The sequence below is a fragment of the Pseudoalteromonas sp. APC 3250 genome (assembly GCF_030407915.1).
Taxonomy (GTDB): domain Bacteria; phylum Pseudomonadota; class Gammaproteobacteria; order Enterobacterales; family Alteromonadaceae; genus Pseudoalteromonas; species Pseudoalteromonas tetraodonis.
In genome coordinates this window covers 55,727-80,145 of sequence record NZ_JASDCM010000009.1, presented here as the reverse complement: position 1 = coordinate 80,145, position 24,419 = coordinate 55,727, and the positions used below count along the sequence as shown (strand labels likewise).

The 24,419-nt window shown below is 38.9% G+C and carries 17 protein-coding genes; 12 read left to right on the top strand and 5 right to left on the bottom strand.

What is annotated here, in order from left to right:
- The first annotated feature begins 1,348 nt into the window (after positions 1-1,348).
- The 5 genes from QL986_RS11225 to QL986_RS11205 all read left to right on the top strand — a co-directional run bounded on the left by QL986_RS11225 (position 1,349) and on the right by QL986_RS11205 (position 6,117).
- Positions 1,349-1,657, top strand: coding sequence for a hypothetical protein (locus QL986_RS11225; RefSeq protein WP_024601230.1), 309 nt, complete (start codon positions 1,349-1,351; stop codon positions 1,655-1,657).
- A 429-nt stretch (positions 1,658-2,086) separates the two neighbouring features.
- Positions 2,087-2,824, top strand: a complete 738-nt coding sequence (locus tag QL986_RS11220) for a hypothetical protein (RefSeq protein WP_024601231.1) — start codon at positions 2,087-2,089, stop codon at positions 2,822-2,824.
- Positions 2,825-2,840: 16 nt separating this feature from the next.
- The gene (locus QL986_RS11215) at positions 2,841-3,854 is read left to right on the top strand and encodes a histidine kinase (RefSeq protein ID WP_024601232.1); all 1,014 of its coding nucleotides are present in this window, start codon (positions 2,841-2,843) and stop codon (positions 3,852-3,854) included.
- Positions 3,851-4,591, top strand: coding sequence for a LytTR family DNA-binding domain-containing protein (locus tag QL986_RS11210; protein ID WP_024601233.1), 741 nt, complete (start codon positions 3,851-3,853; stop codon positions 4,589-4,591). Before QL986_RS11215 ends, QL986_RS11210 begins: the two co-directional genes overlap by 4 nt.
- Positions 4,592-5,067: 476 nt before the next feature.
- Complete coding sequence (locus QL986_RS11205) at positions 5,068-6,117, top strand: AI-2E family transporter (protein WP_024601234.1); 1,050 nt, start codon at positions 5,068-5,070, stop codon at positions 6,115-6,117.
- 135 nt (positions 6,118-6,252) lie between these two features.
- On the opposite strand, the gene QL986_RS11200 is transcribed toward QL986_RS11205, so the two are convergent.
- On the bottom strand, positions 6,253-6,990 hold the full coding sequence (locus tag QL986_RS11200) for a DUF4198 domain-containing protein (RefSeq protein WP_024601235.1): 738 nt from the start codon (positions 6,988-6,990) through the stop codon (positions 6,253-6,255).
- Positions 6,991-7,236: 246 nt separating this feature from the next.
- Between QL986_RS11200 and QL986_RS11195 the strand changes: the two genes are divergently transcribed.
- Positions 7,237-9,345: a TonB-dependent siderophore receptor gene (locus tag QL986_RS11195; RefSeq protein WP_024601236.1), complete on the top strand. Its 2,109-nt coding sequence runs from the start codon at positions 7,237-7,239 to the stop codon at positions 9,343-9,345.
- Positions 9,346-9,386: 41 nt separating this feature from the next.
- Here QL986_RS11195 and QL986_RS11190 read toward each other — a convergent pair whose 3' ends face one another.
- Positions 9,387-9,767 (bottom strand): hypothetical protein, encoded by a 381-nt coding sequence (locus QL986_RS11190; protein WP_290191537.1) that lies wholly within the window; start codon positions 9,765-9,767, stop codon positions 9,387-9,389.
- Positions 9,768-10,616: 849 nt separating this feature from the next.
- Between QL986_RS11190 and QL986_RS11185 the strand changes: the two genes are divergently transcribed.
- From QL986_RS11185 to QL986_RS11170, 4 genes are all read left to right on the top strand, one after another.
- Entirely contained in the window at positions 10,617-12,683 is a 2,067-nt protein-coding gene (locus tag QL986_RS11185) for a catalase (RefSeq protein WP_290191536.1), read from the top strand.
- An 86-nt stretch (positions 12,684-12,769) separates the two neighbouring features.
- Positions 12,770-13,753: a DNA topoisomerase IB gene (locus tag QL986_RS11180; RefSeq protein WP_096038167.1), complete on the top strand. Its 984-nt coding sequence runs from the start codon at positions 12,770-12,772 to the stop codon at positions 13,751-13,753.
- A 213-nt stretch (positions 13,754-13,966) separates the two neighbouring features.
- Entirely contained in the window at positions 13,967-14,461 is a 495-nt protein-coding gene (locus QL986_RS11175) for a general stress protein (RefSeq protein ID WP_013464109.1), read from the top strand.
- Positions 14,462-14,579: 118 nt separating this feature from the next.
- Positions 14,580-15,173, top strand: a complete 594-nt coding sequence (locus QL986_RS11170; RefSeq protein WP_138687066.1) for an ACP phosphodiesterase — start codon at positions 14,580-14,582, stop codon at positions 15,171-15,173.
- Between the two features lie 23 nt (positions 15,174-15,196).
- Here QL986_RS11170 and QL986_RS11165 read toward each other — a convergent pair whose 3' ends face one another.
- A complete protein-coding gene (locus QL986_RS11165; RefSeq protein WP_010390782.1) occupies positions 15,197-15,505 on the bottom strand; it encodes a hypothetical protein in 309 nt (102 codons plus the stop codon).
- 174 nt (positions 15,506-15,679) lie between these two features.
- Between QL986_RS11165 and QL986_RS11160 the strand changes: the two genes are divergently transcribed.
- Together QL986_RS11160 and QL986_RS11155 are read left to right on the top strand one after the other, a co-directional pair.
- Positions 15,680-16,792 carry an efflux RND transporter periplasmic adaptor subunit gene (locus tag QL986_RS11160; RefSeq protein WP_138687067.1) on the top strand — a complete coding sequence of 371 codons (1,113 nt, stop codon included), beginning with the start codon at positions 15,680-15,682 and terminating at the stop codon, positions 16,790-16,792.
- 21 nt (positions 16,793-16,813) lie between these two features.
- Positions 16,814-19,975, top strand: a complete 3,162-nt coding sequence (locus QL986_RS11155) for an efflux RND transporter permease subunit (RefSeq protein WP_138687068.1) — start codon at positions 16,814-16,816, stop codon at positions 19,973-19,975.
- Positions 19,976-20,040: 65 nt separating this feature from the next.
- On the opposite strand, the gene QL986_RS11150 is transcribed toward QL986_RS11155, so the two are convergent.
- Positions 20,041-22,221: a response regulator gene (locus QL986_RS11150; RefSeq protein WP_024601243.1), complete on the bottom strand. Its 2,181-nt coding sequence runs from the start codon at positions 22,219-22,221 to the stop codon at positions 20,041-20,043.
- Between the two features lie 502 nt (positions 22,222-22,723).
- Entirely contained in the window at positions 22,724-24,418 is a 1,695-nt protein-coding gene (locus QL986_RS11145; protein ID WP_024601244.1) for a sensor domain-containing diguanylate cyclase, read from the bottom strand.
- Position 24,419: the final 1 nt, after the last annotated feature.

The following is a 24,419-nucleotide window of genomic DNA, read 5'->3' as shown; positions in this document are numbered from 1 at the left end:
GGATTTATCAAAGTTAAAAAGCCGTTGCAGCAATGCAACGGCTTTTTTGTATGTGGTGAAAAACCATTTCAAATACTTATGTAGGTTGGGTTGAGTGAAACGAAACCCAACGATTCTCCAATATCATTACCATCTCCCAAGCACGTAAATATGCATTGTATGTAGGTCGCTCTTTAGGCATGTGTGATTTAACACAGGAATAATAGGTATCACCGTAGGCGCTGAGCTTGCTGGCGTGCGTGGTTTGTAGGTTGGGCTTTAGCCCAAAAAGTTGTATCAACTTGGCTGATTGTTTTTTTTGCAAGTTGCTAACTTTTGCTTGGATAAATCCGTGACCTAAATTAGAAACCTTATTCAAGGTTTCTTGCCAGATTGCTGGCGGCAACCAAGGGGCGGCTACCGCCGACCTCCCCTTGGAACCCCACGGCGCCCCGAACATCACGCTGTTTCCTTCAAATAATTAATTGATGTGAACGTAAACGGCGAAGATAGGCCATCCATGGCCTAGTTTCGCCTTATCGCGCATCCATGCGCGACATTACTCATCAATTGCTTATTTTCAGGGCGTGATGACGGGGGAGGGGGTTAAACGTGAGATTGGTGTTTGGTCTTGGCAAGAAACAAGACCTGACCCTCTGTATTTCCTCTAGGTTGGGAAGAGTGAAACGAAACCCAACAAATCCCAAATATACTTACTCGCTCTAAAGCCAAGAGTATGTGTTATTTCTTGTAGGCGTTTAGCTTGCTGACGTGCGGGCGATAGCCCGAATAAGTATTTGAATAGGTGCTTGGAATTACTATTACAGATAACGCGAATATGTTTAGCACTTCTAGAAATAGAAACCTTATTCAAGGTTTTGTCGCGCTGGCGACGGCAGCCAAAGAGGGGCTGCCGCTGGTCCCTCTCTGGACACTCTCAGCGCACCCGAGTATCACGCTATTTCCTTCAAAACACAATTGATGTGAACGTAAACGGCGAAGATAGGCCATCCATGGCCTAGTTTCGCCTTACCGCGCATCCATGCGCGATATTACTCATCAATTGCTTATTTTCAGGGCGTGATGACGGGGGAGGGGGTTAAACGTGAGATTAATGATTAATAATTGGTCTAGGTAAGAAGTAAAACTTGATCCTTCGAATTATTACAAAATTATATTTTCCAATCGAATAGGGGGCACCCATTAGAAAGTTCCGGTCAAGCAGACAGCTGTGTTTCCTTGATCTTTTTATTCAAAAACCAAGTGTTCTTATTTTAAACTCTATTTATTAAGTGCTTAGTACTGATGAATAAGTACAATAGTTAAAATTTATTTATTTTAATTTTATATTTACAAGGAAGTTGTTTATATGAATGATGTAACGCCATTTTTATATATTGCTATTTTAGCTTTTTATTTTTTACACAAAAACGAAGAAGGTAAAATACTAGTACCGATCTTTGCTTTTGCAGCAATACCGTTATTTAGTAATGACTACTGGCTATGGTTTAAGGTGAGTATAGGGCTGAGCATCTATGTTTTAATGGTAGAAAAAGCTAAGGCCGGATATACAGGAGGTGGGGCCGTTTCAGCATTCGCTATATTTTTTATAGGGGCTTATATAGTCAGTATTGTTATTAATACAGTTATATCCGTAACGGCTAATAGCATTTTTTAATTGTATATAGTCCATAGAAAGACCAAAGGGCTCACCCATTAGAAAGTTCCGGTCAAGCAGGCAGCTGTGTTTTCTTGATCTTTTTATTCAAAAACCAAGTGTTCTTTCTGTTTAACTCTATTTTAATATGACTACGCATCCAGCAATGACATCGATTGTCGTGAATATGCACAATTGCTTGGATAAAGAGGGCTATGAGAATTAGATCACTTTAATTAAGGCCCTTGGCTTTTGCCTCAGTCATCGTTTAGTACCAATGTCAGTCCAGTTGAACTGATGAGTAACTATGTGTATTTATCGCCATTGTTTTACTTTGTTGCTATTTATCCCCCTCTTATTTGAAAGCTTCCGCTGCTTATAGTTTTTGCGTATTACCGATAAACCTATCTGGCTATTCTAATAAAAAAACAACACAAGATAGGTAAAACAATGAATAATACACAGCTAGATAACCAGCTTAAAACACAAAAACGTATCAACCTTGGTTTAACAGTAACAATGGTAGCGCTTGCCAGTTATGTTGGCTTTTTTCAACCTAAAGCCACTGAGTTTGAAGAGATCAGTGTTGAGCGCATCAATATTGTAGAGAAGAACGGTTTAAACCGTATGGTATTGGCTAATTCTGATAAGTCACCCGGAGGTGTTAAAAATGGCAAAGAAGTGTTCAAGTCTGATAGCCCTCGACCAGGGATGATCTTTTATAACGACGAAGGCACTGAAAACGGCGGGCTTATTTTTAGAGGGCAAAAGGTAAACGATAAAGTGAATCATGGCTTACATATGTCGTTCGACCGTTATAACCAAGACCAAACCTTGATGATGCAACACATCGAGATGGAAAATTACATGATCAGTGGTTTGACAGTCATGGACAGACCAAACACAGACTTAGATTTTGAAATGACCAATCGCTACCTCGAAGCCCAAAAGAGAGAAGACATTGAAACGATGCAAGAGATTGAAAAATATCTAACAGATAATAAACTACTTGGCGCACGAAGAGCCTTTTATGGCACACTAAATGGTGATTCACGCTTGCAACTGAATGATGCTAACGGTCAGAAGCGTATTCAAATGGTGGTGACCAAAGCGGGTGAAGCCAAGCTAGAGTTTCTAGATAAGAGTGGAAAGGTTATTATGAGCCTACCTGATTCAATAGCAGAATAAAAAAAGGAAATATATTATGCCTAAGAGTGTTAACTACCTAGTTTTATTTATATTTTCATTTTTAATCGTATTGTACGCAGCGCTATTGAGCACCCCTGTAGGTGAGTCGTTAACTATTCACTTTGACGCGCCGGTTTGGATGTTTTTACAGTGTGTGATAGCGCAGTGGTTAACACTCAAGGTATACCGAACACTAAAGCAGAAACAGCAGTCACTGGTGAGTTACATCTCTAAGGTGTTCATCGTGAGTAATGTGGTATTTACCTTATGCATTTCGGTATTTATTACGTATTTAGAGAGTCTGATCGGTATTCAAAAAGTTGACTCTATGCATGTTATTGCTACTTTTGGCATGAGTTCGTTGTTACACATGTTAGTCGCTGCGTACAGTATCGCATTCGAATTGGTTACCCGTTTGCAGGCGCAACAAGCAGCTTTGGCAAATAAAGAAAAGGCTTTGTTAGATAGCCAAGTAAAAACCTTACAGCAACATATTGATCCACACTTTTTATTTAATAATTTGAATGTGTTATCGGCGTTGATATTAAAGAGCCCTGAAGAAGCCGAAGAGTACTTAGAGACTTTTAGCAACATCTACCGCTATATATTAGAAAACAAGTCAAAAAACTTAGTACCTCTGGCTAAAGAGCTGGTGTTTATTAAAGATTACATGGCTTTGATTGAAACGCGATTTAATGGCCTTTATAGGTTGCGTATAAATGTGGATAACGCGCTTTTAGCAAACCGTTATGTGATCCCATGTTCGCTACAATTGGCAATTGAAAACGCGGTTAAGCATAATGGTGCCACGGTTGATAACCCCCTCGATATTCACATAAACGTAGAAGTAGATGACATTGTGGTAACCAATAATTTAAACGAAAAAGAATATAAACCCACGTCAACAGGGCTTGGATTAACGCATTTGCAAGCTCAGTGTCAGGCGGTTTTTAATAGGCAGTCTCACATAGAGAAGAACGAATCAGCGTTTGTACTCACTGTACCAATGACATCAGAAGTGGCGTTATGAAAGTTGTTATAATTGAGGATGAGCCATTAGCGGCACAAAAATTAAGTGGTTATATTACACGGTATTCAGCAGAATGTGAGGTGATTAAAGTACTCACTCAGGTGGCAGAGGTAATTGACTATTTACAGAACGATCCTGAGGTAGATTTAATCTTTTCAGATATAGAACTGTTGGATGGGGAAGTATTTAGTGCCTTTGACGAAGTTGACTTACCATGCCCTATTATTTTTACCACCTCTTACAATGAGTTTTGGACGCAAGCATTTGATAATCAGGGCGTAGCATATTTACTTAAACCATTTACCTACAAGCGTTTTGTTAGTGCTATGAGTAATTATGAGCAGCTGAGACGCAATCTCGTCAATACTATCAAGCCTAATGCAGTAGCAACTAAACGCTATAAAAGTCGCTTCTTTTTAAAAAAAGGTCAGGTGGTCGATATTCTCAAAACAGAAGATGTGGTCTGCATTCGCGCCACTTCGGGCGTATTGTCAGCCTATGATAATCATGGCAAGCACCATTTGCTTACGGGCAACTCAATGACCGAGCTAGAAGCTCAGCTCGACCCAAGTCGCTTTTTTAGAGTTAACCGCAGTGAAATAGTGAATATTAATTATGTACTTTCATTTGAAAGCTATGCTAAAGAGACATTAGCAGTTAACTTGCAACATATGAGTGAGCCACTAATCACCAGCAAAACACGTACAAGTGACTTTAGAAAGTGGTTAGCTACCTAAATAGCTATAATCGAGGTAATGGTTTTACTTGCTACCTTGAGAATCAAAGGGGTCACCCATTAGAAACTTCCATTCAAGCAGGCTGCTGTGTTTTCTTGATGTTTTTATTCAAAAAACCAAGTGTTGTTACTTTTTAAACCAATTTAAATATGGCTATGGACCTAGTAATGGCCTCGATTGGTGAGAATACGCGCTATGGCTTGGGTAGAGAACGCCCTATAAATTTGAGCCTTTGGTTATCGCCTCTGTCATCGTTTAGTGTCAGTATGATTTTCAGCCTCACTCACGCATTCAGCCATATCAATTGAGCCTGTAAACGGTGTCTTTCTTTCATAACAAAACGAGCCGTTTTATATAGGAGACTGTTAAAAAAGCACTAAAACTGATAAAACTGTACTTTGCAAAATTTTAATTGCATTGAATGTATAGGCATTAACTTTATTAAGTGCATGCCATACCAAGCAAAGGGAGAAGCAATGAGCTCTGATAGCAACTATATTCGCAGACTATTAGCAACCATTGGCATTACAGCTTTAGCAATAGGCTTATTTATGCTGCTGTGGCAATTATCGTATGTGTTATTGCTTATATTTGGCGGGATTTTATTTGGTGTTTTTTTAATAGGGCTTGCGAGCCTGTTACAGCGTTGGCTACCTTTACCCAGATGGGGACTGGTACTGCTTGTTACTGCTACCGTATTGGGGTTATTAATACTTGCTGGCTACTTGGTTGGTCCCGCTATTATGGATCAGTTGTTACAGCTTAGAGAGCAAATAACTGGTGGGGTAAAACAGTTAGAAGGTTACTTGAAGGGTAAAGAGTGGGGCGAGGCTCTGCTTCAGTGGGCGCAAGGGCAATGGGAACAAGCACCACTTTCACCAAGAAAGCTGATGGGGGAAGTTTCCGGGGTCTTTTCTACTTTATTTGGTTCACTTGCTGATATATTTGTTATTTTATTTATTGGTTTTTACCTCGCACTGCACCCTGAACCTTATAAAAAAGGGGTGCTATTTTTATTTCCAAGTGATAAACGCAGCCGCATAAATGAAGTAATGCACAGTGTATATTATGCATTGAAGTTATGGTTAATGGGCCGTGCAACATCAATGATTGTGGTCGGGCTTTTAACCGCGTTAGGTTTGTGGCTTATTGATATGAAATTGATAATGGCGTTGGCATTGCTTGCGGGTTTGTTATCATTTGTGCCATTTATAGGGCCTATTGCCGCTTTGATACCTGCGGTATTAGTCGCGTTACTCAATAGCCCAACCCAAGCTGCGTATGTACTAGTCGTGTACGGTGTTGTACAAGTGCTCGAGAGTAATGTAATAACACCGTTTGTACAAAGAACAGCTGTTTCATTGCCGCCAGCAGTTATGCTTGGTGGGCAATTATTGATGGGCGCTATGTTTGGAATTCATGGCTTGGCGCTTTCAACGCCGTTGTCAGTATCAATTATTGTCACAGTGCAGATGCTCTATATACGGGATGTTTTAAAAGAGAAAATCCAACCATTAGGGCAGTGATACGTTAAAGAAAGTGGCAAGTTATATAAATATAATTTGCCACTTTTTATGCCTATTAATTAACAAGTTACTCTTTAGCCAACATAAAACATATTGGTTAGATGGCTGTTTAATGTTGAGCGGCGAGGTTTGCTTTTACTCTGCAGCATGGGGTAAAACAAATGAGAGTGTGGCTAAATGCTCTGTTTTATCAAATACATTTAAATTTGTGCTTTTTTCGTCATAGATTGCGGCTACTACGTTTAAGCCTTGGTTACGCAATGGCAATGTGACCAAGCCGTCATCATTACTAACTATTGGCTCTTGATCTGGGTCGTTTACTAAATCATTGATTACTTTAGCGCCTTGAACCGCTTTGCTATTGAAAGTTATGCTGTAGCTGACTATTGCGCCTTTTTGATCTGAAAATTCGTTACCTACAGGTAGGATTTGTAATTGCTGATTTTTAAGTGCAGGTACTTGGGCAAGCGGGCCACGCAAATGTACTGAGTACTTTTTAGTATGTTCGCTTAATAGTGCATTGGGGATTTCATCTCGACCTTTAGCAAACCATTCACCTTCTTTTGTTTTACTCCATAACCCATTATCGAGCATACCAGTAACCGCATAAACGCTTTTATCACTTAGCAGCATCATAGGCCCTGATTCAATAAGTTTTACGTTTTTTAGTTGCCAGTTTTTATTATAGCCAGTAATGCTTTTAATTTTATTTTGTCGTTTTACGGTATCTAAATCTTGTGCGCCTTCGCCATATATAAAGGCTACCTGTGATGAGCGCTCTGCAAACCATATTGCATGAGCCTGTGCTTGTTCGCTGTATGCGCTTGATATTGAAGTGACTAATGCCATGCAGGCGAAAGGTAATATTTTCATTTTTTCTCTAAATTTAAGGAGGTATTTATTTTTCGATGTTGAATACGTTTAACTCAAAAATAAAAACAACCCCTAATAACTTTGTAAAATTTGTTGCTGTAGGGTAGCTCTTTTTATTCTGCTTGTATATTATTGCAAATAACAATTATTACCATTTGCATTTCGTGCTTGTTTAATCGGCTCTAGTTAAAAAATTTTTTAGTGAAAACTTAACCGATTAAGCTTGTATGATATCTAAGAGATAGAATGAACTTAATAAATCGATACCAAATATCAGCCCTAACAATTGCTATAAGTACCATTTTAGCGCCTTCTGTATACGCAGCTTCAGCATCAGATAACATTGAGAAAATAGCGGTTTCGGGGGTTAGACAAGCTTTTCGTGGCGATGTGCCTTTAAGCGAGCAACCACAAAGTATTGAGTTTATATCAGCAGAAAACCTCGATGACGCAGGAGTGACTACACTCACCGATATATTTGATTTAACGCCGAGTATTTCTGAACAAAATGATTTTGGTGGATTGTGGGAAAGCTTTGCAATACGTGGGTTAGTAGGCGATGAGAATATTCCTTCAGGCTTTTTAATTAATGGTTTTTCATCGGGTCGAAGTTTTAGTGGTACCCGCGATACTAGCAATATTGATTATGTAGAAGTGATGAAAGGGCCTGGCTCAGCTCTTTATGGCCGTTCTGAGCCTGGCGGTACTATTAATATCATCACTAAAAAGCCACAGTTTGAAGAACAAGGCTCTTTGAAAGTATCTGCAGGGAGCTGGCAAAGTTATCGCGCTGAAGGCGACTACACTAATGCAATTAATGATCAAGTTGCTTTTAGAATAAACGGTGCAATTGAAGATGGTGAGGGTTTTAGAGACTACCACGAAAATAAAAAAACAGTGATCACACCTTCAGTTCTTTGGTTAATATCCGACACAACAAAATTAAATTATGAACTAGAATATGTTGATCAGAGTGTGACGTTTGACCGTGGTATAGTTGCTCTAGATGGGAAGATAGACGCATTACCTATTGAAACGTTTTTAGGTGAGCCAAGCGATGAACCAACAGAGGTTGATGCGATTTCTCATCAACTGACCTTTGAGCATCAAATAGGGCAATGGTCACTTTTAAATGGGCTTAGCTATAGCGATTCTAAATTTATAAGCGAATCGAGTGATGCTGAACTCGCCCCTAGCAGGCAGCTTTATTTTACTGATGGCGAAACCTTAAGTCGGCAACATAACGAGCGTGATTTTCAAACTAAAAACATCTCAGCGCGCACTGAGCTAAGTGGTAGCGTTACTGCTGCTGGGTTTACCCATCACTTATTAATTGGCGCAGATGCCAGCAAGTTTGATTTTGACAAACTCTGGTACAGATACCGCCCTACGCTTGAAGATACGCGCTATGCAATCAATATGTATAACCCCGAGTATGGGCAAACAGCACCCGAAGGCTCACTTTTATTTAACAGCACTGAAGTACAGCACAGTTACGGGGTTTATATTCAAGATCAAATCGACCTCACTGAGCAGTGGAAAGTACAAGTAGGCGGTCGTTATGATTGGTTTGATCAGCAAATAGATAATCACATTAATCAAAGTCAGTCTAAAAGCAATCAGAGTACATTTAGCCCACGAGTAGGCTTAGTGTATGCTTACTCAGACGACATACAGTATTACAGCAGTTACTCGGAAGGTTTTAGGCCAAACAGTGGTTACGATATAAATGGTGATGCATTTGAGCCAGAATCAACAACCTCTATTGAGGCGGGTGTTAAATTTAGCACCGATACCCTAAATGGTAGCTTTACAGTATTTAGCGCCGAAAAAAGCAATATGTTGACCACAGATTTGCAAGCAGGCGTGTCGACGGCGTTAGGCGAGGTAACTAGCGAAGGCGTTGAGTTTGATTTACACGGTTATATTACAGAGCGCACGTCATTTGATTTTGCCTATACCTACACCGATGCAAAAACAGCAAACGACACGGTTAATACAGATTGGTGGGTAAAATTACCAAAAGGTAGCCCTTTACTTAATATTCCTAAACACAGTGCAAATGCGCGTATTAAAAGAGAATTAAATGATTTAATCGATTTAAATGCAAGCGTTGGTATAGCTGTTCAGTATGAGGGGGAGCGCTTAGGCGAAACCATAGACCCTTCGTATTACTTACCTTCGTATACGTTGGTGAATTTGTTCGCAACTTACAACGTTAATGAAGATGTGATGGTAAAACTGAACATTAATAACGTGCTTGATAAAGAATATTACTCAAATTCTTACTCTGCAATTTGGACTCAACCCGGTGAGCCAGTTAATTATAAGCTGAGCTTAAAATATAGCTTTTAATTTATCCTTGGGGCAGGCTTAACGATGCTTGCCCCATCACTCTATTCAGGCTGTGCATCTGTTCCAAGTAAAGTGTCAATATAAGCGAGTTCTTCGCTAAAAATGCCACAAAAAAATGCGCTTTGTTCAATTATTGCAGCGTCATTAGGCTGGGCTTTGTAGCTTTGCTGGCACCTGGCAAGTTCGCGGGTTAACCACGAGCACTCATTACTTGTAGTGTTTATAGCTGCTTTTAAAAAAGAGGGCCATTTGATTTTTTGTAAATTAAAGCGATAGAGCATTACAGCGATACAGCCATAGGCTTGTTGTTCTTGTGATGGTGGGTTATCACTCGTTACTACGTCGCTGTTTAACAGTTTACTGTTGATAAGTGCTTGTTGCAGTGCGACCTGTTGTGATTGACTTAAAAAGCTTGTTGTCATAATGCGTGAGTAGCCCTGGTTACAATAGAAAATAGCATTTTGTATTAAAGGCTAAGCAAGGCGTTTTATGACTCATGCAGCACCGAAAAAATGCAACAACAGTGATAACAAAATTGGCCTGACTCTTTACTGAATTATTAAAATACAATTGTAATTGATTGGATAGTTTTGAAGTATATTAGCATCAATATTTTAATATCAATGCAGCGCATAACTGAGTTAGGTAATTGACTAAATAATCACTATTAGATGCGTTTTTAAAGGAATAAAGATGTTTTTATCATTTTTTAAAAATCTTTTATATTGTTTATATAGTAATTTACTCGGTTAAATCTATCACTCATCCGCAGAGACAGATGTTATTGCTTAAGGTGCTTTATCAGTTGAGTTATCAATCTGCGCTAGGTGTTACTGAAAAATAAGAGTTATATACTTTATCAAGGTGTGGGCGTTATGCAGTAAGCCGTTTAAAGAAACTATGCCCAGATAAAGCGAGTAAATTTTTATTACCTAAACTGACATGTACAAAAGCAGAACGCTATTTTAAATAAGAATAAAGCCGAGTAACATTTACGTTCAAACCTTTCTGAGCCCTCAATAAAGACAAAGTCCTCACTAAATCTATCATTGTAAAAATACAGTAATAATGAAAATCAGAATAAAATGATGCTCTGGGGAAAGCTTACATTAGTTGTGTAATTTTTATAGTTTGTATTGGTAAAATATTTTCATTCCTTTCTTAGCTATTGATTTTAAAGCTATTTAGATATGGTCTTTTTTTTGCTTGGTTGTTGTTTTTTAACCCTTTAAAAATATAGCAATCAAAAAATCATATAAGGAAGAAAAGTTATGGCAGAGTCATTTAAGTACGCAAATAATAAAGGACATGCAGGAGAGCTTCATCAAAAAGCTAATAAAGACCATCCCGTAATGACAACCGCACAAGGTTGCCCTATCAGTGATAATCAAAATTCATTAAAAGCTGGTCAACGCGGACCAGGACTATTGGAAGATCATGTGTTACGAGAAAAGTTGTTTCACTTTGATCACGAGCGAATTCCTGAGCGAGTTGTTCACGCAAGAGGGTATGGAGCACATGGTTACTTTGAAACGTATGATGCTTTAGATGATTTGACTTCTGCTGATATTTTTCAACGTAAAGGTGAAAAAACACCTGTTTTTGCACGCTTTTCAACAGTGGCGGGTAATCAGGGATCGCCTGATTTAGCACGTGATGTGCGAGGTTTTGCCGTTAAGTTTTATACGCAGGAAGGTAATTGGGATCTGGTAGGCAATAATATCCCAGTTTTTTTCATTCAAGACGCGATGAAGTTTCCCGACCTTATACATAGCGCAAAAGCAGAACCAGATCGTGGTTTTCCACAAGCGCAAACAGCCCACGATAATTTTTGGGATTTTGTAAGTTTGTCGCCAGAATCCATGCACATGGTTATGTGGGCAATGTCAGATAGAGCTATCCCGCGCTCATTAAGGTTTATGGAAGGATTTGGCGTTCATACTTTTAAGTTTATTAATGCACAAGGTGAAGAAAAATTTGTTAAGTTCCACTGGAAACCTAAAGGCGGTATGCAGTCAGTGGTTTGGAATGAGGCATTGAAATTAAATGGCGCTGATCCTGATTTTCATCGTCGTGATATGTGGGAATCAATTAATAGTGGAGACTATCCAGAATGGGAGTTGGGCATTCAAGTATTTGATCAAAAATTTGCTGAAGAGTTCGAGTTCGATGTTTTTGATGCCACTAAACTGATACCCGAAGAGCAAGTACCAGTTAAAATTATTGGTAAAATGGTGCTCAATCGAGTCGTAGACAACTTCTTCGCAGAAACCGAACAGGTTGCATTTTGCACACAGAATATAGTACCAGGACTTGATTTTACTCCTGATCCTTTATTGCAAGGCCGTAATTTTTCTTACCTAGATACACAAACCAAACGCCTAGGTGGGCCTAATTTCACACAAATTCCTATTAATGCAGCAAAATGCCCGATGAGACATTTTCTTCAAGATGGCCACATGGCAATGCAGAACCCTAAAGGCCGGGTTAACTACGAACCTAATTCATTCAGCGGGGGTGAAAACAACCCGCGAGAGTGCCCTGTACACGGATTCAAAAGCTCAGAATCTGAAACTGACGGTGGTAAATTACGCTATCGCTCAGAAACATTTAGTGATCACTATAGCCAAGCACGACAATTTTATTTAAGTCAAACCGACGTTGAGCAAACGCATATTCAAGACGCTTTAATTTTTGAGTTATCTAAAGTAGAGCATTTACGTATTAGAGAGCGCGTGGTTTCTCATCTGTTAAACATTGATAACAAGCTTGCTGAGCAAGTTGCATTGGGTTTAGGTTTACAAACTATGCCAGATGCGGCAGAAGCGGCGCTTGATACCCGTCAAGATTTACCAGTGTCTGATGCGCTAAGCATTTTAAAAAATGCGCCAAATACATTTAAAGGCAGGAAGCTTGGTATATTAGTAAGTGATGGTTTTGATGCTGAAACCTTTAATTTATTAATACAAAGCCTTAAAGAGGAAGGTGCAAGCCATGAAGTTATTGCGGCTCAAGTTGGTGGTGCTAAAAATAGTAAGGGCGAGATTGTTGAGGCCGATCAAGTTATTAATGGCGGACCTTCGGTGCTTTACGACGCAATAGTTCTGCTTACCACTAATGAAGGCGCCAAAAAGCTTGCTGAAATACCGGAGGCGAAAGATTTTGTCAGTGATGCTTATGCACATATGAAGTATATCGGCTTTAGTGATAAAGCAGCTCCTTTAATCGAGGCTACTGGTTTAAATGGACAACTTGATGATGGCTGGTTGGATTTAAATAAAATTTCCGCAAGTGAGTTTGTCTCAAAAATTCGTAACCTTAGGTATTGGAGTCGATAAATCGTATAACAAGGGCTAGTGAGAACTAGCCCTTGTTATTGATGGCACCGTTTTATTTGAGGATTACAAAAATTTAAAGGAATAAAATGAAACTAATTTATGTCGATGATAACTTGCCGGGCATTACTCGAAAGAGGCATGAAAACCAATGGGTTTATTATGATCCTGCAGGAAAGAAAATACATGATAACGATGAAATAAAGCGGTTAGACAATCTCGCTTTTCCCCCCGCATACAAAGATGTATGGTTATGTCCAGAGGAAAATGGGCATATTTTAGCTACTGGCTACGACAGCAAAGGCCGCAAGCAATACTTTTATCATCCCGAGTTTAGGGAGCAGCAAGAGCTTAAAAAGTTTGAAGCATGTGCTTTATTTGGAAATAAACTGCCTTTGTTAAGAGCAAAACTATCGGAATATTTGCGAGGTAATGAGCTTGATTACCAGCGCACAATTGCAGCCGTTGTACGTTTAATGGATCTTGGAGCCCTGCGCGTTGGCTCTAAAAAAAATGCCAAACATAATAATAGTTTTGGTGCTACAACATTGCGTAGCCGGCATGCAAAACTAACGGGTAAAAATATTCGCTTAAAGTATAAAGCAAAATCCGGTAAGCAAAGAGAAGTGAACATAACAGATAAAGTGCTTAGCTCTATCATACAGCAGTTGCAAGATTTGCCTGGGCAGAGCTTATTCCAATATATCGATGAAGGCGAGTATTGTGATGTTACCTCCAAAGAGGTGAATGAGTTTATTCAAAGTGTTATGGGCGAGCAGTTTAGTGCAAAACATTTTAGAACATGGCGGGCCAGTGTTTTGGCATTTGAAGTCTTACATAAATCAAACGGCCAGCTTTCGCTTAAAGATATGTTAGATAGCGTTTCAAGTAATTTAGGGAATACCCCAGCAATAGCTCGTAATTCATATATTCATCCAAAGTTGATTGAGCTGTGTAAAGGAGGCAAGGAAGCTCTAAAGGACTTTAATAACTTAGACAAACTACCCCGTAAGACTAAGTACCTGAGTCGCTATGAACGTGGGTTGTTGATATTTTTAGAAGAACAATGCTAATAACGTTAGTCTCTTTGTAATTCTACTCATATTTCAATCGCTTGAGTGATACCTATGTGTGTGAACTTTTTACAACTTCTAGCAACTTTTACTTTAAAACGTAGAGCTTCACTCTGCTTTTTTATTTATCTATTTGATTTTAAAGGATTAAAACTTTGGTTTAAATGTTGCTAATTACTAAGCGTACTTTCTTAAACAAATAAAGGAGTTATTATGAGTACTGTTATTACTGGGTTATTCGATAATGCATCACAAGCAACATTAGCAATTTATAGATTAGAAGCTTTAGGTGTAAGTGAGGCGGATATAAGCATTGTCGCTAACGACTCGTATACAAAGGAAGACTTTGCTGTAGATGAAGGGACCAAAGCTGCAGAGGGCGGTTTGTTGGGCGCTGCATCTGGTGGCGTGTTAGCGGCAATTATTGGTGGTTTTACCGCTGTTGGAGCAGTCGCTTCTGGTGGTGCCGGCTTATTAGTTGCAGGTCCTTTGGTTTCAGCACTTGCAGCTGGTGGCGCAGGTGCTGCCGTTGGTGGGACTTTAGGCGCAGCAATCGGCGCATTTATTCCAGAACATGAAATTAAGTATTATGAAGACGCAATTGAGAAAGGTTCAATACTCGTCGGTGTTAAATATAACAGCGATAACAAAAATAGTGTTGAAGAAATTCTTGATAATGCTGGTGCAAGCAAGGTTTCAAAAGCGTAATATTTTAGAATGCGCTATCAGTATCTAAAATGTATAAAGGTGGAACTGCGTTCCATCTTTTTACGTGTTTGAATTTAAAACTATCTGAGTTTGGTATATTAATCTATATTGGCAACCAATGAATTACTTAGCCCACCTTTATTTAGCACAGCCTACGGCTGATTCTCATTTTGGCAATTTGCTGGGAGATTTTGGTGGCCAACGACAGGTAACGCATCTACCTACAACTGTAAAAAGTGCGCTAGATAACCATTATTTAGTGGATAAATTTACTGACACACATCCTCTAGTAAAAGAAGCTAAGCAGCTTTTTTCAGCCAAGCGCAGGCGCTTTGCAGGTGTGGCAGTTGATGTGGTGTTTGATCATTTTCTTATTGCGCATTGGCAGCAGTTTAATAACCAATCACTAATTGATTTTAAGCACACCAGTTATGACCTTTTGGACAGGCGTATACCTGTAATGCCACAGAAAATGCAGCGTGTAGTAACCAGTATGACGAAAAACGATTGGTTTAAGGAGTACGAAAGCATTGATGGGGTTGGGCGGGCGCTTGATAATATTGCTAAACGAATTCGCTTTACTAACAATTTTGCAGGCACCGCTGAAGATATAATCCGCCATTATAGTGAGCTAGATGAGCTCTTTTTAGCGTTTTTTCCTGAGCTAATTGAACACGTTAATGAGTTTAATTTGGAGAGCGCACCAAAGTAGAGTGCGCTTACAAAATAAGTGGTTTAGTCGTCTGGTCCTTTTAGGGTAAATACTAAATGTTTGCGCATATCTTTTAAAATTACGCCTTTTTTGAGCATGGCACCGCTTAAGCGCTTTTGCCATTTTAATAGCTCTGGCTCTGCGGCTGTTAATGCTTGTTGGTTTTCAAATTGAAAACACATTAGTAAAGAACCTGGAAATAAATGATATTCCACATCAAACCAGCATTGCAGCATACCTGGGATTTCAGCACGGCCTTGCTCTTCTATTTTGTCAGCAACATTGAGAACGAGAGCTTGTTGTTTTACTTGCACAGCAGATAGTTTTTTCATGTGGAGATCCAATTTAGAGGCTAAAAATACAGCCGGAATATTGCATTATACCCAAGCTTTCAGGGTGATAACAATGTTAGCCATACTTTAAATCAGATGGCTCATAGTGAAGACTGATTGTGGTTTAGTTTGGTGGTACAATCAGTTCGAATACACTATTTATCAAGGGAAATTATGAACCATATAGTTGTTTGTTTAGTTATTATTTTTATGTTGTCAGGGTGCTCTGAAGAGCCTGTTTCTGAGCAAAAATTAAAACCTGTTTCTGTCATAGAGTTAAATAAAACTAAATCGTTTGATAGTCGTATTTTATCAGGTGTTATCCAACCTGCTAACACAGCCACTTTAATGTTTGAGGTTAGCGGAAAGGTCGAAGACGTTTTTTTTGAAATTGGTGAGGCTTTTAAAGAAGGTGAGCCGTTAGCTAGGCTGGAACAAACAAAATATTTATTGGCAGTGCAAGAGGGCGAAGGGCAGGTCTCTAATGCGAAGGCTATGCTGCTAAATGTTAAGCAGGACTTTGAGCGCAAAGCATCACTGGTTGATGATGGCGCTGTGTCACGCGCGCAATACGATGTAGCAAAGTCGCAATATGAGAGTGCCAAAGATAAAGTCGAGATTGCTAAAGTTCGACTAGCGATGGCAAAAGAAGAGTTACAAGATACCACGCTAATTGCGCCCTATGCAGGGACTATTTCAAAACGTAATATTGAACCTTCACAACAGGTAAGCCCAAATACATCTGCATTTATAATTCAAGGTAAAGAAAATTTTGAAGTCTCTATCCTTGCCCCTGAAGCGATTCTCTCCTCATTAGCTATTGATAAGCCTGCTAAGGTAACTATTTCAGCATTAGATAAAACGTTGAATGCCAAAATTAAAGAAATTGGCACAGCTGCTCAAGGCGCGAATGCGTTTCCTGTTATTTTAAAAATATCTGAAAATGATGTTGCAGACATTAGAACGGGTATGAGTGCTGAAGTACAATTTAAACAACAGCAGGAAGCCACAGATGCTTTTGTAGTACCTGTAAGTGCCATTATGGCGCAAGAAAATAATCAGCATTTTGTTTTTAAGCTGGTACCTACAGCGCAAGCTGAATCACAACAAGCAGGTTATGTTTTACAAAAAATAACCGTGGACGTAGTAACGTTTTTTGCGCAGAAAGCGCAAATTAAAGGCGATTTAAAAGAAGGGGAGCAAATTGTTAATGCGGGAATGGCTTTTTTACACGATGGGCAAAAAGTGACGCTTATCGAGGGTGAAATCAAGCGCCTTAATCCATAACCCGTGACGGAGATTTAAACGATGAAAATCCCTACTATTTCAGAGCTTGCTCTTGATCATAATCGCTTGATGCTGGCCATCGTCTTTGGCCTTATGCTATTTGGCGCATTTAGTTATTATCAACTACCCAAACAAGAAGATCCTAAAATAAAAATTCGTGAGGCGGTTGTAACAACCGCTTACCCTGGCATGAGCGCAAAAAAAGTAGAGCTGTTGATCACTAAAACACTCGAAGAAGCGATACGTGAAATGCCCAGTATTGCCGAAATTCGCTCAGTATCTATTCCAGGCCGCTCTATTATTCACGCAGAGCTCAAGCAAAGTGTTGAGCAAAGTGAGTTTGATCAGCAGTGGGATATCCTGCGCGACCAAATTAACGCGGTTCGAGGCGAGCTACCCAGTGGTGCTTTACCTTATGTGATTAATGATGATTTTGGTGATGTTGCCGTGTTAACGGTGGCACTTATTGCAGATCCCGCTTATAGCATGGGGGATCGCCAAGATGTGGCGCAACATATTGCCGATATGATGCATCAAGTCGAAGGCACAAAAAAAATTGATATTTTAGGCATTCAGCAAGAGCGTATTTTTATTGAAACTAAAAACGCTAAGCTCGCTCAATTAGGGATTGCACCCACACAATTGATTGCGGCTTTAAAAAATCAAAATATTATACGTCCCAGTGGCATTATTGATGCCGATGGTGAAAACTTTATTATCCAGCCTTCTGGGAATTACCAAAGCCTAGCTGATATACGCAATACGCTGATCACTGTTCCCAATCAATCACAAACCGTCTTATTACGTGATATTGCCAAAATAAGCCGTGAAGTGATCGACCCCCCTTCAAGAACAAGTTACTACAATGGCCGTCAAGCCATTATTTTTGCAATCTCTAAGGATGAACAAGCGGATGTGCTGAAGTTCACTCCTAAAATGGAAGCGATGATAGCTCAAATTAATCAAACTATACCTGCGGGCTATCAATTAAAAAATATTACCCGCCAAGCCGATGTGGTTGCCGATGCTGTATTTGGTGTGAGCTTTAGTGTGTTACAAACCATTGTTGTTGTCTCTATTGTGGTTATTATGTTTTTAGGTCTACGCACTGGCTTGATTGTAGGTTCGATTGTACCTGCAGCTATTCTAATCACGCTTTCAATTATGAACTTCATGGGTATTCCGCTGGAGCGTATGTCGCTTGCCACGTTAATTATAGCGCTTGGGCTACTGGTTGATGATGGCATAATAATGGCTGAAGATTTTAAAAAGCGTATAGAAGAGGGCGAAACGCGTGACGAAGCTATTCGTAATACCTCGGGTACGCTTGCGATACCCTCTTTAACCTCATCGTTGACTACTATTCTTGTGTTTTTGCCATTGATGTTGGCGCAAAGTAGTGCGGGTGAATATACACGCTCTATTTCGCTGGTGGTGTTAATTGCATTGCTTATTTCATGGGCGTTGAGCCTAACCTTTACTACTTACTTGTGTCATCGCTTTGTGAAAAAGGAAACGAGGCAAAAGCAAAATATTATTCGCCGTAAAATTAATGGATTTTTCGATAGCCTTAGTCCGCTTTATGAAAAAGTATTAAGACGAATTATGCGCGCTCGCATAATTTTTGTTGTTGTTATATTAGGGCTGTTTTTTGTTGGTGGTTGGGCTATGAGTTTAGTGCCTGCTAAGTTTTTTCCAGACTCCGACCGCGCGCAAATTTTAGTATATTTAGATATGCCAGCCGGCACGTCAATGCGTAAAACTGATGCAACGATACAAGCCATTTTAAAAAAATTGGATGATAAAGCGCGTTTTCCGCATATTAAAAAATATGCTGCTTATGGTGGATTTGGCGGGCCACGGTTTGTTTTGTCACTCACACCGATTGATCCTGAGCCTTCAAAAGCATTCTTTATGATTGATGTTGGAGAGCGAAAACTAGCTGAGCCAACAATAAATAGCGTGCGCGACATGTTTGCTCAAGACTTTCCTGAAGTTATGGGGCGCGCCACTAAAATGTTTTTAGGGCCATCAGATTCTTCACTGATAGAGATTCAAATTAAAGGCCCAGACAGTAATTATATTTATTCTATTAGCGAGGAAATTAAAACCTTATTGCGTAATACAGACGGCGCATTCGATATTAAAAGTGATTGGGAAAACCGCATTACTACACTTAAAGTTAAGGTTAACCAGCAAAATGCTCGTCGTGCTGGGGTTAGTTCAAACGATGTTGCCCAAGCATTAGAAACCTACTTTTCGGGACGCACAATCTCTGAGTTTCGTGAAGGTGATGACATATTCCCCATTGTGTTAAGGGCACAAAACAGTGAACGTTACGATCTAGACCGTATTAACAGCGTAAATGTTTATTCTTCGGCTCGAGGCGTTAATGTTCCTTTAATGCAAGTGGCCGACATTCGCTATGAAACGCAATTTGCGCGTATTGCGCGTGAAAATTTATTTCGTACTGTAACAGTACAAGCTAAAAATCAGATTATGTCGGCGCAAAGTATGGTGCCATTAATTGAAGGAAAACTTGATAAAATAAGAGAAAAATTACCCCCTGGTTATGAAATAGAATATGACGGTGTAATTGGAGACTCTGCGGAATCGCAAGCGTCAATTTTAGCTAACTTACCGCTGTGTATTGCCATTATGGTGTTTATTATTATTGCGCAATTTCGCTCTTACCGTGCAACTAGTATTGTGTTTTTGACTGTGCCATTGATCATCATTGGTGCCGCTTTTGGTTTGTTAATTATGCAGGCAAACTTTGGGTTTATGGTTATTTTAGGTCTATATGCGCTTGCCGGAATTATCATTAATAATGCGGTTATATTAATTGACCGTATTAATATTGAACGTAAACAAATTGAGCACAGTGAACAACAAACCGCTGAGCAGTATAATCAGCAAAATTATGAGGCGGTGATCAGCGCTTCTTTAAGACGTTTACGACCTATATTAATGTCTACTTGTACAACAATAATAGGCTTAATGCCGCTCATTTTATCTAAAGATGTTTTGTTTTATGGCCAAGCAAGCACTATTGCGTTTGGTCTTGCAATGGGAACAATTTTAACATTAGGGTTTGTTCCGGTTGTGTATACTTTTTTCTTTAAAATAAAGCCGGTTAAAGCAGATAAACAACAAACCCAGCGTGAGTTAGAGCAGGCTTAATACGAAGGGCTGATAATAGTTTTATCCCTATTTAGTGGTAATTTTAGCCACTAAATAGGCCTGTTTTATTCATGCTTTATTTGTTTAGATAAAAACAAGTTAGTAACGTCTGCGACTTTGATTAACGACTTTTTATCAGCTTGACTCCAAGTTACCTTTGAGCCCACACTTTCACAACAAATGACACCTAACGGTTTGCTATTAAGTGTATAAATGTAATCAAGTAAAGAATAAATATCGAGTGGCTCAAAGTAAGAGTGGGAGAACGGCTTGGTTACTTCGTTATTTCTGGCATCAGAAGCGTCGAGTACTTGGTTAGCTAAAATATAGTTGAAATAAGCAGGGGAGTTTTCTGTGTATAGAACAGTTCCACTTGACACGTCATTATTTTCATCAAGGCAAATTAAGCAATTTAATGTACTGTATTCCTTATTAAATAACCAAAGGCTCACTCGATTAGCATTGGGAATAAGCGCTTTTAACTCTTTGCATATTTGCTTTAGCTTCCGGTCGCTAGAAACATTAGGATCGCTAATTTTTACTGCTAAGTTTTTTAGGTTGAGGTTTTTAGGATTATAAACATTGAGTAAGCTATTGATCTTAACTTTATCAAACGGTTTAGTTAAGTAGCCATCCATACCAATATCTAAATAATGCTCAATGTCTTGTTTTAGGGTATTTGCTGTCATAGCTATAATCGGAACGGTTTTACCTGTAGGAAGCGCTCTAATAGCTTGCGTAGCTTTTATGCCATCCATTTCAGGCATTTGTATATCCATGAAAATTAAGTCTACCGAGTGCTCCTTGAAGTACTTAACGCATTCTTTACCGTCCTCTGCGATAATTAAATTAGCATTATGTGCTTTGAGCATTTTAACAATAATAAGCTGATTTATTTTATTATCTTCGGCAATTAAAACAGTACTACCTTGAAGGTTTGTTATATCAGTGCACTGCTTCGAGGTTGGTGGCAATAAAGCAATCTCAAAGCTTTGCTCATAGGTAAACGTGGAGCCCTTATCTATTTTGCTGGTAAAGCTAAGGTGCCCCTGCATTAACTCACTTAAACGAGCGCAAATTGATAAGCCTAAACCTGTGCCTCCATATTTCCTTGAGGTTGATGAGTCGGCCTGATGAAATTCTTTAAATAAATGCTCTTGAACAGTCTCATTAACACCAAGGCCTGTATCAATAACTTCAAAGGTGAGTACTTGTGTTTGCAATGTACTATTTTTAACACTTATCTTCAGTTCTACTTGGCCAAAGTTGGTAAATTTAATCGCATTTGAGCACAGGTTATTTAAAATTTGCGAAATCCGAAGAGGATCGCCTTTTAAATTGTCTGCTATTTTTGGGTCTATCGATGTAATCAGCTTTATGCCTTTAGCAGATGCCTGCTGTAACAGGGGTTTTATTACATCGCTAATAACCTCATTAAGACTGAAGTTGATATGTTCAATTTCTAATTTGCCAGCCTCAATTTTAGAAAAGTCTAAAATATCGTTAACAATATTTGATAAGTAATGTGCTGACTTTAATATGCTTTTTAAGGTGCTGTTTTTTTCCTCTGTTGTGGTCTCTGAGATAGCAAACTCAGCTAAATTTAAAATTCCATGTAATGGGGTTCTCAGCTCATGAGTCATATTTGCCAAAAATTTACTCTTTGTGTTATTGGCGATATCCGCGGCTTCTTTTAACTTTTCTAGCTCTTTATTGTGTTCTTTTTGTTTTTCTAACGCCATAAACAGCTTTTTATTATTAAGCCGAAGCTCTAATTGCGCAATGACCTCTTTGCTCAAAACCGTGAGTGCATTTATTTGTTTGCTTGAAAGCTTTTTTGGTTTATCGCTAATAACACATAACGTACCTATAGCGTTTCCTCTTGGTGTGATCAGAGGTGCACCTGCATAAAAGCGAATATTTGGGTCGTTTGTAACTAAGGGATTATCGTGAAAGCGGGTGTCAGTAAGTGCATTTTGAACTTCGAATACTTGGTTTTCTAGAATTGCGTGAGAACAAAACGAAATATCTCGTGCGGTTTCGGCTACATCAATACCATGCTTTGACTTAAACCATTGCCTGTCAGGATCAACAAGACTTATTAGTGAGATTGGCGTTTCGCAAATATCAGATGCAAGCTGGGTTAAATCGTCAAAGGATTTTTCAGCTTCAGTGTCTAAAACGTCATACTCATATAAGTCTTTTAGCCGTGATAGTTCATCCTCAGGTGTTGACGCTTTTATCATTATGTAACCTTGTTTTTGTTATGCTTAACAATGAGTAATAGAATAAAAATAATAACGCATTAGCTAGGGTCTGTTGACCTTTCAAGGTTAAATTTGCAGCAGTCTGTTTGGCATTTAGGCAAGGCAGCGCCTATGTGGTGTGGTTGTTCCCCATAAATAGGCGATAACGCAGCATCAATACCAAACAGGCGCTGCCCGAAGGGTTCTGCCTAGGGGCGATTTACTCTTTGTTGCTCGGTTTTTACTTAGCCCACTAGGTTACAAACCTCGCGCCGCGATTAAACCGCCCCTAGCTTGAACAAATTTTAATCCGCAAAGGTCAACAGACCCTAGTATAAAATGAAAAAATACGCGTTTAATGTCAATTTGCTTAAAGTGTATTTTTATTTACGAGTTTATCTGCTGTTGAAAATTTAAGCTAAAATATTGTGCTTAAGTATTTAGCTTATATGACCTTTTAAATTTTTACGAATTGATTTAAAGCAATCCGTCTTATAGCGAGTCAATCAACAATTTTATTTCGACCACTATTTTTTGCCTCGTATAAATAGTCATCAACGTATTTTAAGCTGCTTTGTAGGCTAATTGTGCCATCGTGGGTAAGCAGTCCAATACTGACAGTAAAGCTAATATTTTTATTACGATAGTAAACTTTATGTTCATTCACTGCGTTTTTAATACGCTCAGCGGCTTGCTTAGCTTCGGCTTTGTTTGTGTTAGGCATAATAATTAAAAACTCTTCACCGCCAAGGCGAAATACGGCGTCATTTTTTCTGGTGAGGCCATGTAAAATATTAGCGAGTTCTTTTAAACCCTTATCTCCAGCTTCGTGGCCGTAGTTATCATTTATGGCTTTAAAGTGATCTATATCGAGCATTAATAATGAAATATAGGTATTTTCATCTTGTGTTTTTAATAGCTCATCGGTAAGGAACCTGTATAAGGTTCGCCTATTTAAACATCCTGTAAGTGGGTCTACATTAGCCTGTTTTTCTAACTCTTTGTTAAGTGTAAATAGTTCTTGAGTGCGTGCCTGTATTCTTTGCTCTAAACTGGTATTAAGGGCTATGAGTTTGTGTTCTATGTTTATTTCTTTGCTTACATCGTTTTGCACCGCAAAGTAATAAGCGATTTTTCCATCTCTATAAATCGGCGATATTGCCAACTCATTCCAATAGGGTTCCCCACTTTTGGTGTAGTTTAAAATTCGGGTGCTTATAGGCAGCCCTTTTTTGAGGTGAGTTTTAAGTTTAGCTATCGTTTTTAAATCAGTGTTTTCACCTTGTAAAATAGATCCGAGCTTTTTGCCTTCAACTTCAAAAAGGCTATACCCTGTCATTTTTTCGAATGATCCATTAACCCAAATAACATGCTTATTTTTATCGGCAATGACCATTCCTACCGTAGTTTCTTTGAGTGCGGTAACTAAAAAGTCTCGTTCAAGGGCTATTTTTTCACTTCCTGTTATATCCTGAAAAATGCCGTATAGCTTAGTAATTTCACCATTTTTATTTCTTGATACGTTACCGCTTGATATCACAGTGCGTTCTTGTTGGTCGTCATCTACAACACGTAATTTTATACAACTCCATTCTTGCCCCGTTAAAAGCGCATTTTCGACAGCGCTGGCTATTTTGGGCTTATCATCTGCATGATAAAAGTTTATTGCAGTATCTAACTGTGGTGAATAGCGACTAGGGGCAACACCATGGATAGTGTAAATTTCATCGGTCCAAAATAATTGGTTGCTATTACAGTCGAGCTGCCAATAACCTACTTTTAAAACTTCGCCTGCGTTTTCTATGATGGTTTGTAATTCGTTATTACTAATAACAGAGGACACTTGGGAAAAATGCTGGTTAAAAACTAAAACCATATATTGGTGTTGGTTTTGATCCACATTATGTAAGCAGCAATTCAGTTTAATAGAGTAATCGGTTGCAAATGTGAGCTCAATATCAAATTGGTCTAACTCATTATGTTGCGATTTTAGTGCGAGAATTTGTTGTTGTAATAGTGTTTTGCTTTGAGTTGTACAACAGGCATACAGGCTTTCAATGGTTGGCATGTTTTTGGTTGTAATATTTAGCTCTGACCACCCATCTGAGAGATAACTGAGCTGATCATGGTTATCAAATACCATTAAAAGAAAGTTGCATTTTTCTAGCAGTGCAATATTTATGTCTTTAATATCCATA

Excerpts from the sequence above, each read along its gene's own strand:
- QL986_RS11215 (WP_024601232.1), top strand. The coding sequence starts at position 2,841 with ATGCCTAAGAGTGTTAACTACCTAGTTTTATTTATATTTTCATTTTTA.
- QL986_RS11185 (WP_290191536.1), top strand. The coding sequence starts at position 10,617 with ATGGCAGAGTCATTTAAGTACGCAAATAATAAAGGACATGCAGGAGAG.
- QL986_RS11160 (WP_138687067.1), top strand. The coding sequence starts at position 15,680 with ATGAACCATATAGTTGTTTGTTTAGTTATTATTTTTATGTTGTCAGGG.
- QL986_RS11190 (WP_290191537.1), bottom strand. The coding sequence starts at position 9,767 with ATGACAACAAGCTTTTTAAGTCAATCACAACAGGTCGCACTGCAACAA.
- QL986_RS11165 (WP_010390782.1), bottom strand. The coding sequence starts at position 15,505 with ATGAAAAAACTATCTGCTGTGCAAGTAAAACAACAAGCTCTCGTTCTC.
- QL986_RS11170 (WP_138687066.1), top strand. The coding sequence starts at position 14,580 with ATGAATTACTTAGCCCACCTTTATTTAGCACAGCCTACGGCTGATTCT.
- QL986_RS11195 (WP_024601236.1), top strand. The coding sequence starts at position 7,237 with ATGAACTTAATAAATCGATACCAAATATCAGCCCTAACAATTGCTATA.
- QL986_RS11220 (WP_024601231.1), top strand. The coding sequence starts at position 2,087 with ATGAATAATACACAGCTAGATAACCAGCTTAAAACACAAAAACGTATC.
- QL986_RS11225 (WP_024601230.1), top strand. The coding sequence starts at position 1,349 with ATGAATGATGTAACGCCATTTTTATATATTGCTATTTTAGCTTTTTAT.
- QL986_RS11175 (WP_013464109.1), top strand. The coding sequence starts at position 13,967 with ATGAGTACTGTTATTACTGGGTTATTCGATAATGCATCACAAGCAACA.
- QL986_RS11200 (WP_024601235.1), bottom strand. The coding sequence starts at position 6,990 with ATGAAAATATTACCTTTCGCCTGCATGGCATTAGTCACTTCAATATCA.
- QL986_RS11205 (WP_024601234.1), top strand. The coding sequence starts at position 5,068 with ATGAGCTCTGATAGCAACTATATTCGCAGACTATTAGCAACCATTGGC.
- QL986_RS11180 (WP_096038167.1), top strand. The coding sequence starts at position 12,770 with ATGAAACTAATTTATGTCGATGATAACTTGCCGGGCATTACTCGAAAG.
- QL986_RS11155 (WP_138687068.1), top strand. The coding sequence starts at position 16,814 with ATGAAAATCCCTACTATTTCAGAGCTTGCTCTTGATCATAATCGCTTG.
- QL986_RS11150 (WP_024601243.1), bottom strand. The coding sequence starts at position 22,221 with ATGATAAAAGCGTCAACACCTGAGGATGAACTATCACGGCTAAAAGAC.
- QL986_RS11145 (WP_024601244.1), bottom strand. The coding sequence starts at position 24,418 with ATGGATATTAAAGACATAAATATTGCACTGCTAGAAAAATGCAACTTT.
- QL986_RS11210 (WP_024601233.1), top strand. The coding sequence starts at position 3,851 with ATGAAAGTTGTTATAATTGAGGATGAGCCATTAGCGGCACAAAAATTA.